Raw genomic sequence first — 14,866 nt, forward strand, 5'->3', positions numbered from 1 at the left:
GAACACAGAGTTGATTTATATGAAGTGATAATAGATTTATATCAAAAATTTGAAACGGATTTTGACTCTAACAATCTTTTCTTCGTGTCTTCGTGTCTTCGTGTCTTCGTGTCTTCGTGTCTTCGTGGTTAAGCTTTTCTCTGCGTCTCTGCGGTGAATAATTTTACTTGGTCTTGCGCCGGACCTCGGTGACGTTGTTGAGCTGGTTGATGCGCGCCAGCACGGTGCTCAGGGCATCGATGTCGGGGACTTCGGCGGTGATGGTCAGTGTTGCGGTGTGACTCTGCTTGTGCGTCGTGGTATTGGTCGCGGTGACGTTAACCCCGGCGTTGGCCAGCAGCGTCGTGATATCACGTAGCAGCCCCTGGCGGTCATAGGCCTGGATTTCGATGTCGACCGGATAGCTGCCGCTGGCGCGCCGGCCCCAGTCAACCTCCACGAATCGTTCGGGATGCTCGGCGATGGCGCGCAGCACATTGTGACAATCGCGCCGGTGAATAGAGACACCCTCTCCCTGGGTGATAAAGCCGACAATGGCGTCGCCGGGTACCGGTTTGCAGCAACCGGCGAACTTGGTCAGCAAATCGCCGACACCGTGGACTTCAATGTCCGAGGTGGCGGGACGGGCGCGCGGCTTGCGTAGCAAGGGTGCGTCGCTCTCACTTTTCGGCGCCGGCTCGCTGAGATGGTGTGCCGCGGTGGCGATGCGTCCGGGTTTGATATCCCCCCGTCCCAGTGCGGCGAGAAACTCATCCACCTGTTTGTAACCCATCTGGTTGGCCAGTTTCTCATAGCCTATATCGCTGAATCCGAGCCGTTTGAGTTCCCGCTCGACAATACTGCGTCCGTCGGCAATATTCTGGTCCAGATTCTGTAGCCGAAACCAGCGCTGCACCTGCTGGCGCGCCTTGCTGGTTACCAGATACCCCAGTTGGGGATTCATCCAGTCGCGGCTCGGCCCGCCTTTTTTGACGCTGAGTATTTCCACCTGATCGCCGGTATGCAACGGCTGGGTCAGGGAAACCATGCGACCGTTGATCTTGGCGCCCCGGCAGCGATGCCCGACTTCGGTATGAATCCGGTAGGCAAAGTCCAGCGGTGTGGCGCCGGCGGGCAGATCGATGATATTGCCCCTGGGGGTAAACACATAGACCCGATCGGCGAATACCTCGGACTTGAATTGATCGACAAATTCACCGGCCTCGACGATATCTTCCTTCCACTCCAGCAACTGGCGCAGCCAGGCGATTTTTTCATCGAACGCCTGATTGCTCTTGATGCCCTCCTTGTAGCGCCAGTGGGCGGCAACGCCGTATTCCGATTCCTGATGCATATCCCGGGTACGGATCTGTACTTCCACGGTTTTGCCTTCCGGTCCGATTACGGCCGTGTGGATCGAGCGGTAGTTGTTTTCCTTGGGCGTGGCGATGTAATCGTCAAATTCACCGGGTAGATAATTCCACAATGTATGGACAATCCCCAGCGCCGCATAACAGGCGGGAATCGTCTCCACATAAATGCGTACCGCTCGCACATCGTAAATCTGGTGAAAGGCCTGTTGCTTGCGCTGCATTTTTTTCCAGATGCCGTAGATATGTTTGATCCGGCCCTTGACCTCGGCGTCTATCCCGGCCTTGTCCAGCTCTTTCTGCAGCTGATCCACAAATTGTGTCAGATACTGTTCACGTTCATTGCGCCGCTCGGCCAGTTGTTCGGCGATCTGTTTATAGTCGGCCGGACGCAGATAGCGGAAGGCGAGATCCTCCAGTTCCCACTTGAGTTGCCAGATACCGAGGCGATTGGCCAGCGGAGCAAAAATATCCATGGTCTCGCGGGCGATCCGGCGTTGTTTGTCGCCGGGCAGGGCCGAGAGGGTGCGCATGTTGTGCAGGCGGTCGGCCAGTTTGATCAATACCACGCGCACATCCTCGGCCATGGCCAGCAGCATCTTGCGCAGATTCTCCGCTTGCAGGTGTTCTTTTTGCTCCTGGAGATCGCCGCCACGCAGCGTGGCAATGATGTCCATTTTGGTGACACCGTCGACCAGGTGCGCTACATCCTCGCCGAATCGGGTTTGCAGCTCTTCCAGGGTGAAAGAGGTATCTTCCACCACATCGTGCAGCATGGCGGCGCTGATGCTGCTGGCGTCGAGATTCAGCTCGGTCAGGATCTGGGCGACCGCCAGAGTGTGCATGAAATAGGGTTCCCCCGACGCCCGGCTCTGGCCTTCATGAGCATGGCGTGACAGGGCGGCCGCCTGCCGGATCTGTTCCAGCTCCGCGGCGCTGTAGTTGGCCTGTAAACTGTCCAGCCACGCGTCGATATCCACCGGACTGCCGGCGGCGATTTCGGGATGTTTGCGCGTGACACTGACCATATTTAATCCAGGCTGTTAAAGTTTAATCCTGTTATCTACATTAAAGCTAATTTGACCGTTTTATCTACATTTATCTGTGGGATAAAGCGGTGTATCTCAAGTATCGATACCGGGAGCCGGCCCGGATAATAATACGCCCGCTGCGGACTGTTCGCCTCCAGACGAGGATTGTCGAGGATCGGGTGAAGCGTCACGTGGTCCTCGCAACGCAGTGAAGGTCAGACCGACAGCCGCTTGGGCACGGTTTGTTCGAGCCGCTATACTGAAAAAGATTGGGGACACACAGGCGAGGGGATCATCCATGGCGGACATTGCCAATCCGGATCGGGCCGACGCCGGGCGCGCGCGTATCGACTGGGCATTGACCGAAATGCCGGTCATCCGGGATCTGATGCAGGAGCTGGCGCGGGAAAAACCCTTGCAGGGTTTGCGTCTTGGCGGCTGCCTGCATATCACCACCGAAACCGCCAACCTGGCCCGCACGCTCAAGGCGGCCGGCGCCGAACTGGTGTTGTGCGCCAGTAATCCATTGAGCACCCAGGATGATGTGGCTGCCTCGCTGGTGCAGCATGACGATATTCCGGTCTTCGCCCGGCGCGGGGAATCGCACGAGGTCTATTACCAGCATATTCATGCCGTTCTGGATCACCGGCCGCAGGTGACGCTGGATGATGGCGCCGATCTGATCAGCGAGCTGCACCGTTCGCGCCCGGAGCTGTTGGCCACGATGATCGGGGGGACCGAGGAGACCACCACCGGCGTCATTCGTCTGCGGGCCATGGCGGCCGACGGGGCGTTGCAGGTGCCGGTGCTGGCGGTGAACGATGCCATGACCAAGCATCTGTTCGACAACCGCTACGGCACGGGCCAGAGCGCCCTGGACGGGATCATCCGCGCCACGAATATCCTGCTGGCGGGCAAGACCTTTTGCGTGGCCGGTTATGGCTGGTGCGGGCGGGGCGTGGCCCGGCGTGCCGCCGGCCATGGGGCGAAGGTGATCGTGTGCGAGGTCGAGCCGCTGCGCGCGCTGGAGGCGGCGATGGACGGCTACCGGGTGATGCCCCTGCTGGAGGCGGCCGCACAGGCGGACTTTATGCTGACGGTGACCGGTGATAAACAGGTCATCGACACAGCCCATTTCGAGGTGATGAAAGACGGTTGCGTGCTGGCCAATGCCGGCCACTTCAATGTCGAGATCAATCTGGAGGCCCTGGAAGCGCTGAGCCGCGGGACAAGTCGACCGCGGGAACATGTGCAGGAGTATACGCTGGAAGATGGACGCCGGATTCGCCTGCTGGCCGAAGGACGGCTGGTCAATCTGGCCGCGGCCGAAGGTCATCCCTCGGCGGTGATGGACATGAGTTTTGCCAATCAGGTGCTGGGCGTGCTGCATCTGGTCCGGCAGCGGGGCAAACTGACTCCGGGCGTCCATGCGGTGCCGACGGCGATCGATCAGCAGGTCGCCCGGCGCAAACTGGCCGCCATGCAGATTGAAATCGATACCCTGACACCGAGCCAGCAGGCCTATCTGGCCAGTTGGCAGGAAGGCACCTGAGCAAGCTCACCATGCAGGAAGCCCAACAACAGATGCTCGATACCATCGCGGCCGAGGCGCGCTATACCGCCGACTATACCGGCCGCAGCCGGTTCAGCCCCGCGGTGATGCAGGCGCTGGGCGAGGTGGATCGGGCGGCGTTTGTTTCGCCCGCCTACCGGGATCGCGCCTATGACAACGGCCCGCTGCCGATTGGCGACGGCCAGACCATCTCCCAGCCCTATATCGTGGCGCTGATGACCGAGCTGCTGGATCTGACGCCCGACAGCGTGGTGCTGGAGATTGGCACCGGCTCGGGCTATCAGGCGGCGGTGCTGGCGCAACTGGCCCGGCAGGTTTACAGCCTGGAGCGGTTCTGTGGACTGGCCGAGACGGCGCGGGAGCGATTTACCCGGCTGGGTTACACCAATATCGAAGTGCGTTGTGCCAACGGCTATAACGGCTGGCGGGAGAAAGCGCCGTTCGACGGGATCATTGTCACCGCCGCGGCCCCGGACATTCCACCGGCGCTGGTGGCACAGCTCAAACCGGGCGGCCGGCTGGTGATCCCGGTCGGCCCGCCCTACGGTTATCAGGTCTTAATGGTCGTGACTCGCGATGCGGCCGGCAAAATCGAGCAGCGCAAGGTGCTCGGGGTCGCCTTTGTGCCGCTCATTGATGACGGGATCGACAATGGCGACGAGGCCGGGCGTTCGAAACAGTAGTGGAAGGTTGTTCAGACTCAGGCGGCGAAGCGGCTCTGCAGATAGGCGATGATCTCGTTCGACTCGTACAGCCAGCGCACCTGGCCATCGTGTTCGGTGATGCGCAGGCAGGGAACCTTGACCTCGCCGCCGCCTTCGAGCAGGGCAGTGCGATGGGTCGGATCGTGCAGGGCGTCCCGCTGTTCAATGTTCAGCGACAGGCGCCTGGCGGCGCGGCGCACCTTGATGCAAAACGGACAGCTGCGAAACTGATAAAGCGCCAGCTGCCGGGTTGCCGCGTCGATCTGTTGCTGCTGTTCGGGATCGCGGGTGATACCCCGCGGGGTGGTCAGTTTATTGAGCAGCAGGATAATGGGGGAAAGCACCAGGCGCAGGGTCTTGAAAAAGTAACGGATCAACCACTTCATTATTACAGATACCGGGGTTTTAAACGGCGCTCAGCATAACAAATCCGCCCGTCGCAGGGGGCGCCGTGCGCACGATTCGGGCAAATTCTTTGTCCCTGGCGCCGAAGTGGATATAGACGCTCAGGCAGGATGCGGTTTCCAGTAGCGGTGCTGATACGCCTGTTCGCGATCGTCGCTATCCAGCGCCTGCAGGCCCTGATGCATGAAAAAGTCGCCGGCCTCGCGTTGTGCACGCACCAGCAGGCCGCCGAGCCGGCGCGTCTGGACCTGTTGTTCGGCCATTTGTAACAACTGTGTGCCGATGCCCTGTTGCTGGTGATCGGGGTGCACATAGAGACCGTGCAACAGTAATCCGGAGTCGGCGCCGGCGGGCAGTTCACGCGCCTGCGGGGTATCCAGTGCCGCCACGCCGACAATCCCCCGGGGTGTCTCGGCAACCCATAACTGCAGATGGGCCAGATCATCGGGAGCATAGCGATAACTGGGCATTGCCAGACGCTTGACCCGGTCGGGCAATGCCCAGCCCATTACGGCCGCCTCGATCACCCTGTTGACTGCGGGCAGATCCGCCGCCGTGGCGCGACGCAGAGTGAGCGTACTGGAATCGTTCACGGCGACGCGCTGGCGGTACTCAGTTCAGCGACTGACGGGGCTGGTAGCTGCTGCCGTTGAAATCGGTAAAGTAACTCTCCAGCGCCGGATGACGGATCGGATCCCCGCTGTCATCGGCTTCCAGATGGCGTTCGGCCACATAGGTCATGTGGTCACCGTTGTCGACCAGCACGTGATACCAGGGTTGATCCCTGGGCGGTTGGCTGCGGGCGACCTGTTCGTACCATTCGTCGCTGCCCTCGAATACCGGATCCACGTCCACAATGACGCCGCGATAGTCGAATTTAAGGTGATGAACGACCTGGCCGAGGGTGAAATGTGCCTGCGTTGCCATGAGTACTCTCCTGATTAATGTTCGTGTGATCAATATCGGGACGCCGTGATTGAAAACAAGGGGGCAAACACGATTGAACGACCGGGGCTCAGGCCCGGTCTGCCGCTCAACCGCCGAGCAGGCGTTGAATCAGTTGCAGTATGGCACTGATAAACGGGGTGATGACCCGCCACAACACGCCGGTCAGCAGCAGGACCAGCAGGATCGCAATACCGAAAGGTTCCACCCGGCTCAGGGCCCTGCCCAGCGGCGGCGGCAGCAGACTGGTCGCAATGCGCCCCCCGTCGGTGGGGGGTAACGGGATCAGGTTAAACACCATCAGCAGAATATTAATGAACATGCCGAACATGCTCATATAGACCAGCGGCAGGGCAATGTTCTCCCCGCCGGCAGGTAACAGCGTGGCCAGTTTGCCGATCATGCCCCAGCCGATGGCCATCAGGAAGTTGGCGCCGGGGCCGGCGGCGGCGACCCAGGCGCTGTCCCGCCGGGGGTGACGCAAATTACGCCAGTCGATGGGTACCGGTTTGGCCCAGCCGAAGGCGAAGCCGACGGTGAAGATCAGTATCAGCGGGACCAGGATGGTGCCGACAGGATCAATATGCTTGATGGGATTCAATGTGAGTCGACCCAGCATGGCAGCCGTCGGATCGCCGAGCCGGTTGGCCATCCAGCCGTGGGCGACCTCGTGCACCACGATACCGAACAGGGTCGGCACAATGGCAATGGCGATAAACTGTGTGGTGCTAAGTTCGTTGGCAAACATGGTTATCGGGACCGGGCGTTACAGGGCGGTAGCGGCAGCATGAACCGCCGTGGCATGGCGCAAGACGTACTATACTATTTAAATAGCGGCGAGAATGACGCCATTGTCGGATAGACAGGGCGACAACGGCGCAGAAGGGCAAAGCGGGGCCTCAGTTACGGGCTGACGGCTCCGCCTCGCGGTTTTGCAGCTGCTCCCGATATTTGCGGGTCAGCGCCAGGAAACGGGGCGTCGGCCCGACATCCTCGTATATCGGATCACCGTGGTCGTCCTCGCTGATGATTTTGTCACCGGGAACATAGGGCAGGGCGGCTTCCAGCTCATCCAGTGCGGTGGTGATAAGATCGAGCAACAGTTGTTCCTGCGTGCGGCCCGGATACATCTCCTGCAGGGCCAGCAGACGGGCACCCTGTTCCAGTGGCAGTTCGATCGTACTGCGGATTACCGGTTCTTCAGGGCGTGCGCTGCCGGCCCATTCATTCAACAGTTGTTTGATATGCATGCTCTCTCCTGCCCGTATCCTGTATCGACTCTGAAAATATAGGCTATTTGTCCTGCCCGGGCTGCTCGCCCTGGACCGTTTCACCTCAGTGTAACAAGAATCATCATGCTGGCAATGGGGTGATTGGGGCGGGCGATACTTGAAATTATCCGCCCGCGAAGCGACCCTGTAAGCAGGATCACACAAACCAGAGAAGCACTATGTGTAAAAGGGTATGGAAAGTACGGCAATGGACCGGCGCACTGTTTCTGGTGCTGTTTCTGCCGGGAACCGTCGGCGCCGCAACACTCAACGGGGAACTGGTCAATCCCGAGGCGGTAGCCAGTGAATGGCGTCTGCCGGAGAATGTGATTGATACCCGGCAACTGCCGCAGTTCTCATTGAAGAAGAACCATGATGCCGATACCCCGCTGCCGGTGTATCAGTTGACCGGGCAGACCTATTTTCTGTTCGGGACAATTTCGACTCTGAATGAGGACAACCGGGGCTGGAATGGTAACGCCGGTTTTGTCGTTACCGACGAGGGTGTGGTTGTCATCGACACCCTGGGAACGCCATTGCTGGGACAGCGGCTTATCGCCACCGTGCGCAGTGTGACGGACAAGCCGATCCGGTATCTGATCATTACCCATAATCATCCCGATCACGCGTACGGCGCCGCGGCTTTCCAGGCGCTGGAAGAGGTAACGATCATCGCCCATCCGGGTACCCGTGAATACAACAAGTCCTCGACTCTGGAAGAGTCGGTAGCCTATCGGCGTGATCAGCTGGCTGAGGATATGCGGGGTTTTTCCCCGCCCGGGGCAGACCAGTATATCGAGCAGTCGCGGTTTGACAAAGAAGTTATCGAGCTGGGCGAACAACGATTCGAGATCTATAATACCGGCCGACATCACTCGTACGGCGACCTGGTGGTTTACCAGCCGGCCGAGGAGCTTGTCTGGATTTCCGATCTGGCATTTAATCAACGTACGACCTACATGGGTGACGGGGACAGCGAGCAGATTCTGGAAGGTCAAAAATGGTTGCTGGATAACTTCCCCGATGTGCGGCTGATGATTCCCGGTCATGGCGGACCGCAGACCGAACCGTTTCCGATGGTGAGCAAAACCCGTAATTACGTACAACAGTTACGCAAGGAGATGCGCGAAGCGGTGGAGCAGGGTGTGTCCCTGCAGGATGCGGTCAACAACAGTCATTTCGAGGATTGGGAGGGCACCCAATTGTATGAAGAAAATCATCGCGCCAACGCCAATTATATTTATCGGGAAATGGAAAAAGAATTTTTTGAATAGTTGCCTGTCGACTGATTTTTTCTGCTAATAACAAAAAAGGAACATTATGGCGTATATCGACGTCTTTAACGGCGATGCCGATGGTATCTGCGCCCTGCATCAATTGCGCCTGGCTAACCCGCTGGAAAGTCAGCTGGTGACCGGCGTCAAGCGGGATATTGAACTGTTGAAAAAAGTTGAAGCCGCTGCCGGCGATCAGGTAACGGTACTGGATATCTCGCTGGACAAGAACCGGGACGATCTGATTCGGCTTCTCGAGGCAGGCGCCGGGGTTCTCTATTTTGATCACCACTATGCCGGCGAGATACCGCAACATTCCGATCTCGAGACCCATATCGATACCGAGGCCAATATATGCAGCGGCTTGCTGGTGAACCGTTATCTGGAAAACGCCTATCTGCCCTGGGCGGTTGCCGCCGCCTTTGGTGACAACCTGTTCACTGCGGCCCGACAGGCGGCGTCGCCGTTGAATCTGAGCGAGGAACAGCTGGAAGAACTCAAGTTACTCGGAACCTGTCTCAACTATAACGGTTACGGCGCCAGTCTGGCGGATCTGGTTTATACGCCGGATGAGCTGTATCGGCTTGTCGCCGGCTACGTCGATCCGTTCGCCTTTATTCACGATGAGCCCGGCTATGCCCGTTTGCAGGAGGCCTATTACTCGGATTTTGAGCGCGTGCAGGCGCTAAGGCCCGACTATGTCGATGCGCATCATGCGCTCTACGTCCTGCCGGATGCTCCCTGGGCGCGCCGGGTAAGCGGGATCTATGCCAATGATCTGGCACAACAGTATCCGGATCGTGCGCACGCCATGCTGACCGTGCGGCCCGAGGGCGGGTTTCTGGTCAGTGTGCGCGCACCGTTGAACAACAAGTGTGGCGCGGATGAATTGTGCCGGCAGTTTGACACCGGGGGCGGACGCAAAGCGGCGGCTGGAATTAATCATCTGCCGCAAGAGCTCTACGACGCATTTGTTCAGTCCTTCAAGACGGCGTTTTAATTGATATGGCGACCATCCATCCATGCTGGCGCTGCCCCGAAGCGGATAACAGGAGGCAAGGATGGTTGAGACAGTGATAACAACCCGGGAGGATCTGAGCCCGGCCGGGTTTGCCGTGGAGATGGTTGAACGCAAGGGGCTGGGCCATCCCGATACCATCTGCGATGCGCTGGCCGAGGCGCTCAGCCTGGCCCTGTGTCGTTATTATCGCGACCATTTCGGCCTGATGCTGCATCATAACGTGGACAAGGCGCTGTTATGGGGCGGTGAATCCCATCCCGCTTTCGGTGGCGGTGAGATTGTCGTGCCGATGGAAATTTTCCTCGCCGGTCGGGCCACCTCGAGTTACAAAGGCCACCGTGTGCCGATCGGCGAGCTGGTCGAGGAGACGGTGCATCGCTGGCTGCAGGAGAATCTGCATGCCCTGCAACATGAACCGGCACCGGTGATTCATCCTCTGATACGTCATGGTTCGGTGGAACTGGTGGAACTGTATGAACGCCAGCAGCGCACCGGTGTGGCCCTGGCGAATGACACCTCCTGCGGGGTCGGTTATGCGCCGCTGGATGAACTCGAACAGCTGGTTTACGCCACCGAGCGGCACCTCAACAGCCCGCAAATCAAACACCGTTATCCTGCATTGGGCGAGGATATCAAGATAATGGGGGTTCGACAGCAAGCGGGCATCGAGTTAACGATAGCCTGCGCACTCGTGGACCGCCATGTCCGTGATGCCGACGAGTACCTGGCCTACAAACAAACGATCGTGGAGCTGGTCAGCAACAAGGCGGCCGGGATCACCGCTCTGCCGTTGCAGGTTAACGTCAATACGGCCGATGCGCCGGAGCAGGAGCGTTTCTATCTGACCGTGACCGGGACTTCCGCCGAGGCCGGGGATGACGGTGAGGTCGGTCGGGGTAATCGCACCAACGGCCTGATTACGCCGGGCCGACCCATGAACATGGAGGCGGCAGCCGGGAAAAATCCGGTCACTCATGTTGGCAAGCTGTATAACCTGACCGCTCAGGCGATGGCCCGTGATCTGGTGGATGCGTTGCCGGAGGTGGCGGCGGCGGAGTGTTTTCTGGTCAGTCGGATTGGTCAGCCGATCCGTGAGCCCTGGTTGCTGGAAGTGCGACTGCAATTGATGGCGGGGAGTGAACTGACGTCCATTCGTTCGGCGGTGGAGGCGATTGCCCGTGAGCGGCTGGAGAAAATCGATCAGTTGCAGGATCAGTTGCTCGACTCGGTGGTGCCGGTTTACTGAGCCGGCCCGGGTCAAAGTGAGCCGGTGAACGAATCCGGCTTCGTCATACGACGGAGTATGTTCCTGGTTCTGTCGCCGTTGTTCATCCTGCTGGTTTATTTAGGGTATGACGATGAAGATGAAAAAGCGGATATTCTCGCCGGCGCGTCGACGTTTGTTACGGGCCGGTACCGCCCTGGCCCTGCCTTTGCTGTGGCCGAAGCTGGGCCGGGCTGTCGGAGCGGATAAAATCCTGCGCCCCATTCCCGCCAGTGAGGAAATGATTCCGGCGATTGGCATGGGAACCTGGCTGACCTTTGGGATCGATCCGGATAACACCGCGCAAATGCGGGTGCGGGAGAGGATCCTGCGCATGTTTTTCGAGCGGGGCGGGACGTTGATCGACTCCTCGCCCATGTACGGTACGGCGGAAGAGGTCGTCGGTAAATGTCTGGAACGTCTTGACGATGATCCCGATCTGTTTGCCGCCACCAAAGTCTGGACCCGTGGCTGGCGTGCCGGCGTGCGGCAGATGGAACGTTCAAAACTGTTATGGGACGTGGAACGATTCGATCTGATGCAGGTGCATAACCTGCTCGATTGGGAGACGCACCTGGCCACACTCAAGGAGTGGAAAGCGGCGGGACGGATTCGTTACATCGGCGTGACCACCTCGCACGGACGGCGCCATGCGGAACTGGCGAAAGTCATGGAAAAAGAGCTGCTGGATTTTGTGCAGCTGACTTACAACCTGCTGGACCGGGAGGCGGAGCAACGGCTGTTGCCGCTGGCAAAGGAGCGGGGGATTGCCGTGCTCGTTAATCGGCCGTTTCAGGGCGGCGGGTTGTTCGATCGTTTTGCTTCGCAACCCTTGCCGGAGTGGGCAGCACAAATCGATTGCGAGAACTGGGCCCAGTTCTTTCTCAAATTCATTATTTCGCACCCGGCCGTGACCTGCGCGATTCCGGCCACTTCGCAGGTGGCCCATATGCGCGAGAACATGGGGGCCGGTTACGGGCGCCTGCCGGATGCGAAGCTGCGCCGGCGAATGATCGAGTATGTTCGCGGCCTGTAATCCGTGATATTGGCAACTTCGCCGCCGGCGGCGCGGCGGACCCGATCAGGCCGCGCGCATGAAGGTGTAGTCGCTGCCGTCGCGTTTCACCTTGAGCGGGACACGCTGAATAGTGATCTCCTCGCCATCCTTGATGTTACGCGGCTCGCCACCGGCAACAACAAAACCCTCATAAGTCACGCCACAATGATACAGGCCCAGTTTGTCATGTTTTCCGGGACGCAGTGTGAGGGTATTGGTTGTTTCTTCTGCCATGGTGTACCTCCTTTCCGGGATTGGTTTATCTCCAGTACTGCGGATCTAGATCAGTGTCGGGCCGCTTTCAAGCCGTGTTGCGGCAATAGCGGTATTCCGAATGCCGGATCACTTTGACTTTTAATCGGTGCTGGTATTTTGAACGCTTAATTTAGCTAGCGTGTTTGGGTAATCAGATCAAGCCGATTTAAAAACCTGCACTTGCGGTGGCTTTGTTAAGATCCGGGTTCTGTTGTTAACCGAATTCACAGGTTGTCTGCTGCATGAACATTATCCAACGACTTGCCGACGAGCTCGGCGTCAGGTCGGCCCAGATCGAGGCCACGGTGCGCTTGCTGGACGACGGCGCCACCGTGCCGTTCATTGCCCGCTATCGCAAGGAGGCCACCGCCGGACTCGACGATACCCAGCTGCGCCAGCTCGACGAACGGCTGGGCTATTTGCGGGAACTCGAGGATCGCCGGGCCACCGTGATCGAATCGATTCGCGAGCAGGGTAAGTTGACCGATGAGCTGCAGGCGGCACTGACGGCGGCCGAGACCAAGACCCGGCTCGAAGATCTCTACGCTCCCTACAAACCCAAACGCCGGACCCGCGCGCAGATCGCGCGCGAAGCCGGGCTGGAGCCCTTGCTCGATGCGCTGCTCGAGGATCCCACCCGGGATCCGGCCACGCTGGCCGACGCCTATCGCAATTCCGAGGCCGGGGTGGAAGAGGCCGACGCGGCGCTGGAAGGGGCCCGGCAGATCTTCATGGAGCGCGCCGCCGAGCAGGCGGATCTGCTCGGGCAACTGCGCGACGTGCTTCGGGACAAGGGCCAGCTGGTGGCGAGTGTCGTGCCCGGCGAGGAACAAAAAGGGGCCAAGTTCGCCGACTATTTTGAGTACAGCGAAGCGCTGCAGACGATCCCCTCGCACCGGGCGCTGGCGCTGTTTCGCGGTCGCAGCGAAGGCGTGTTGCGCCTGAAGTTAAGGGTCCCCGGCCAGGATGATCTGGAGGACGTCAGCGCCATGGGACTGTGCGATGCGATGGTAGCGAGCCACTTCGGGCTGCGCGATGGGGGCCGCGCCGCCGACGGCTGGTTGCTGGAATCGGCCCGCTGGGCCTGGCGGGTCAAGCTGGCGTTGCAGATGGAAAGTGAACTGTTCATGCGCCTGCGCGAGAGCGCCGAGGAAGAGGCGATTCGCGTTTTCGGCGAAAACCTGCGCGATCTGCTGCTGGCCGCGCCGGCCGGCACGCGTGCCACCATGGGACTGGATCCCGGCCTGCGCACCGGCGTCAAGGTCGTGGTGGTGGACCGGACCGGCAAACTGGTCGCCTCGACCACGATTTTTCCGCATCCACCGAAGAAGCAGTGGCAGGCTTCGATCGAGACCCTGGCCGGCTTGATCCGCGAACATCAGGTGGAACTGATCAGCATCGGCAACGGCACTGCCTCGCGGGAGACCGACAAACTGGTGCAAGATCTGAGGCGTCAGTATCCGCAACCGGCCGTCCATTCGTTGATGGTCAGCGAAGCCGGTGCCTCGGTCTACTCGGCCTCGGAGCTGGCGGCCAGGGAATTTCCCGACCTCGATGTGGCCTATCGCGGCGCGGTCTCCATTGCCCGGCGCCTGCAGGATCCGCTGGCGGAGCTGGTCAAGATCGACGCCAAGTCGATCGGCGTGGGCCAGTATCAGCATGATGTCAATCAGAGCAAGCTGGCCCGCCAGCTCGATGCGGTGGTGGAGGATTGTGTCAACGCCGTGGGGGTGGAGATCAATACCGCTTCGGCGCCGCTGCTGGCGCAGGTGGCCGGATTGAGTGACTCGCTGGCGGCCAATATCGTCACGCATCGGGAACAACACGGGGCGTTCGTCGATCGCCAGCAGTTACTCGAGGTCCCACGTCTGGGGCCGCGGGCGTTTGAGCAGGCCGCCGGGTTTTTGCGGATTCGCGAGGGCCGCAATCCGCTGGACGCCTCGGCGGTGCATCCCGAAGCCTATCCGCTGGTCGAACGTATCCTGCAACATCACGGCCGGGATATTCATTCGCTGATCGGCGACAGCCGTTTTCTCAACAGCCTGGCGGCCAATGACTATATCGATGCGCAGTTTGGCGAACCGACGGTGCGCGATATTATTGCCGAGCTGGACAAGCCGGGACGGGATCCGCGGCCCGAGTTCAAAACCGCCAGCTTCAAGGAGGGCGTGGAGACGCTCAAGGATCTGCAACCGGGTATGCTGCTCGAAGGGGTGATCAGCAACGTGACCAACTTCGGGGCTTTTGTCGATATCGGTGTCCACCAGGATGGGCTGGTCCACATCTCGGCCCTGGCCGATCGTTTCGTGCGCGATCCCCGCGAGGTGGTCCGGGCCGGCCAGGTGGTCAAGGTCAAGGTGATGGAGGTGGACATTGCGCGCAATCGGGTGGGCCTGTCGATGCGCCTGGCCGATGAGCCCGGCAAGCCGGCGGCCGGGCAACGTGATAGCAATTCCCGCAGCAAGCCAGCGGCCAGTAAAAAGCCCGGCAAAACGGAGAAGCAGCCGGCCGGCAAGCAGGCCAATACCACCATGGCCGCCGCATTCGCCAAACTGAAGGACTCCTCCTGAAGGGACAAAGCTGACGGCAAAGAATTGATAGCGAGGTTGCTTGAAATTTCACTTGGCACCCCCTAGTCATAAGGAAGCTGTAGTGAAACCAGGTGTTCCGATTGCCCGATCAACCTGGCATTAATCGGTACTGCCGCGCCTGCCGTG

Annotated in this window: 14 protein-coding genes; 7 read left to right on the plus strand and 7 right to left on the minus strand. The window is 59.7% G+C overall.

The window, feature by feature from the left end; all coding sequences use genetic code 11:
• Window positions 1-163: 163 nt before the first annotated feature.
• A complete protein-coding gene (relA, locus tag EDC23_RS04450; RefSeq protein ID WP_134081598.1) occupies window positions 164-2,377 on the minus strand; it encodes a GTP diphosphokinase in 2,214 nt (737 codons plus the stop codon).
• Between the two features lie 301 nt (window positions 2,378-2,678).
• On the opposite strand from relA, the gene EDC23_RS04455 reads away from it, so the two are divergent.
• A complete protein-coding gene (locus EDC23_RS04455) occupies window positions 2,679-3,932 on the plus strand; it encodes an adenosylhomocysteinase (RefSeq protein WP_134081600.1) in 1,254 nt (417 codons plus the stop codon).
• Window positions 3,933-3,943: 11 nt separating this feature from the next.
• Entirely contained in the window at window positions 3,944-4,636 is a 693-nt protein-coding gene (locus EDC23_RS04460; protein WP_134081602.1) for a protein-L-isoaspartate(D-aspartate) O-methyltransferase, read from the plus strand.
• Window positions 4,637-4,653: 17 nt separating this feature from the next.
• On the opposite strand, the gene EDC23_RS04465 is transcribed toward EDC23_RS04460, so the two are convergent.
• The 5 genes from EDC23_RS04465 to EDC23_RS04485 form a co-directional block, all read right to left on the minus strand.
• The gene (locus tag EDC23_RS04465; protein WP_134081604.1) at window positions 4,654-5,043 is read right to left on the minus strand and encodes a glutaredoxin family protein; all 390 of its coding nucleotides are present in this window, start codon (window positions 5,041-5,043) and stop codon (window positions 4,654-4,656) included.
• 120 nt (window positions 5,044-5,163) lie between these two features.
• Entirely contained in the window at window positions 5,164-5,655 is a 492-nt protein-coding gene (locus tag EDC23_RS04470) for a GNAT family N-acetyltransferase (RefSeq protein ID WP_243830713.1), read from the minus strand.
• Between the two features lie 19 nt (window positions 5,656-5,674).
• Complete coding sequence (gene hspQ / locus EDC23_RS04475; RefSeq protein WP_134081606.1) at window positions 5,675-5,989, minus strand: heat shock protein HspQ; 315 nt, start codon at window positions 5,987-5,989, stop codon at window positions 5,675-5,677.
• A 106-nt stretch (window positions 5,990-6,095) separates the two neighbouring features.
• The gene (locus tag EDC23_RS04480; protein WP_134081608.1) at window positions 6,096-6,755 is read right to left on the minus strand and encodes a site-2 protease family protein; all 660 of its coding nucleotides are present in this window, start codon (window positions 6,753-6,755) and stop codon (window positions 6,096-6,098) included.
• A 151-nt stretch (window positions 6,756-6,906) separates the two neighbouring features.
• A complete protein-coding gene (locus tag EDC23_RS04485) occupies window positions 6,907-7,257 on the minus strand; it encodes a hypothetical protein (RefSeq protein WP_134081610.1) in 351 nt (116 codons plus the stop codon).
• A 200-nt stretch (window positions 7,258-7,457) separates the two neighbouring features.
• Between EDC23_RS04485 and EDC23_RS04490 the strand changes: the two genes are divergently transcribed.
• From EDC23_RS04490 to EDC23_RS04505, 4 genes are all read left to right on the plus strand, one after another.
• Window positions 7,458-8,552: an MBL fold metallo-hydrolase gene (locus EDC23_RS04490; protein WP_134081612.1), complete on the plus strand. Its 1,095-nt coding sequence runs from the start codon at window positions 7,458-7,460 to the stop codon at window positions 8,550-8,552.
• A gap of 46 nt (window positions 8,553-8,598) precedes the next feature.
• Complete coding sequence (locus EDC23_RS04495) at window positions 8,599-9,552, plus strand: DHH family phosphoesterase (protein ID WP_134081614.1); 954 nt, start codon at window positions 8,599-8,601, stop codon at window positions 9,550-9,552.
• Between the two features lie 61 nt (window positions 9,553-9,613).
• Complete coding sequence (locus tag EDC23_RS04500; protein ID WP_134081616.1) at window positions 9,614-10,819, plus strand: methionine adenosyltransferase; 1,206 nt, start codon at window positions 9,614-9,616, stop codon at window positions 10,817-10,819.
• Window positions 10,820-10,937: 118 nt separating this feature from the next.
• Window positions 10,938-11,873, plus strand: coding sequence for an aldo/keto reductase (locus EDC23_RS04505; protein ID WP_134082500.1), 936 nt, complete (start codon window positions 10,938-10,940; stop codon window positions 11,871-11,873).
• 45 nt (window positions 11,874-11,918) lie between these two features.
• On the opposite strand, the gene EDC23_RS04510 is transcribed toward EDC23_RS04505, so the two are convergent.
• Window positions 11,919-12,128: a hypothetical protein gene (locus tag EDC23_RS04510; RefSeq protein WP_134081618.1), complete on the minus strand. Its 210-nt coding sequence runs from the start codon at window positions 12,126-12,128 to the stop codon at window positions 11,919-11,921.
• Between the two features lie 263 nt (window positions 12,129-12,391).
• Between EDC23_RS04510 and EDC23_RS04515 the strand changes: the two genes are divergently transcribed.
• The gene (locus EDC23_RS04515; RefSeq protein ID WP_134081620.1) at window positions 12,392-14,719 is read left to right on the plus strand and encodes a Tex family protein; all 2,328 of its coding nucleotides are present in this window, start codon (window positions 12,392-12,394) and stop codon (window positions 14,717-14,719) included.
• The last annotated feature ends 147 nt before the right edge of the window (window positions 14,720-14,866 follow it).

It is taken from the genome of Thiohalophilus thiocyanatoxydans, assembly GCF_004366735.1.
In the GTDB taxonomy this organism is placed as follows: domain Bacteria; phylum Pseudomonadota; class Gammaproteobacteria; order UBA6429; family Thiohalophilaceae; genus Thiohalophilus; species Thiohalophilus thiocyanatoxydans.

What these genes read in the sequence shown, in the direction of transcription:
- EDC23_RS04505 (WP_134082500.1), top strand. Translation starts at nt 10,938, where the DNA reads ATGAAAAAGCGGATATTCTCGCCGGCGCGTCGACGTTTGTTACGGGCC.
- EDC23_RS04455 (WP_134081600.1), top strand. Translation starts at nt 2,679, where the DNA reads ATGGCGGACATTGCCAATCCGGATCGGGCCGACGCCGGGCGCGCGCGT.
- relA (WP_134081598.1), bottom strand. Translation starts at nt 2,377, where the DNA reads ATGGTCAGTGTCACGCGCAAACATCCCGAAATCGCCGCCGGCAGTCCG.
- EDC23_RS04480 (WP_134081608.1), bottom strand. Translation starts at nt 6,755, where the DNA reads ATGTTTGCCAACGAACTTAGCACCACACAGTTTATCGCCATTGCCATT.
- EDC23_RS04460 (WP_134081602.1), top strand. Translation starts at nt 3,944, where the DNA reads ATGCAGGAAGCCCAACAACAGATGCTCGATACCATCGCGGCCGAGGCG.
- EDC23_RS04495 (WP_134081614.1), top strand. Translation starts at nt 8,599, where the DNA reads ATGGCGTATATCGACGTCTTTAACGGCGATGCCGATGGTATCTGCGCC.
- EDC23_RS04485 (WP_134081610.1), bottom strand. Translation starts at nt 7,257, where the DNA reads ATGCATATCAAACAACTGTTGAATGAATGGGCCGGCAGCGCACGCCCT.
- EDC23_RS04490 (WP_134081612.1), top strand. Translation starts at nt 7,458, where the DNA reads ATGTGTAAAAGGGTATGGAAAGTACGGCAATGGACCGGCGCACTGTTT.
- EDC23_RS04510 (WP_134081618.1), bottom strand. Translation starts at nt 12,128, where the DNA reads ATGGCAGAAGAAACAACCAATACCCTCACACTGCGTCCCGGAAAACAT.
- hspQ (WP_134081606.1), bottom strand. Translation starts at nt 5,989, where the DNA reads ATGGCAACGCAGGCACATTTCACCCTCGGCCAGGTCGTTCATCACCTT.
- EDC23_RS04465 (WP_134081604.1), bottom strand. Translation starts at nt 5,043, where the DNA reads ATGAAGTGGTTGATCCGTTACTTTTTCAAGACCCTGCGCCTGGTGCTT.
- EDC23_RS04500 (WP_134081616.1), top strand. Translation starts at nt 9,614, where the DNA reads ATGGTTGAGACAGTGATAACAACCCGGGAGGATCTGAGCCCGGCCGGG.
- EDC23_RS04515 (WP_134081620.1), top strand. Translation starts at nt 12,392, where the DNA reads ATGAACATTATCCAACGACTTGCCGACGAGCTCGGCGTCAGGTCGGCC.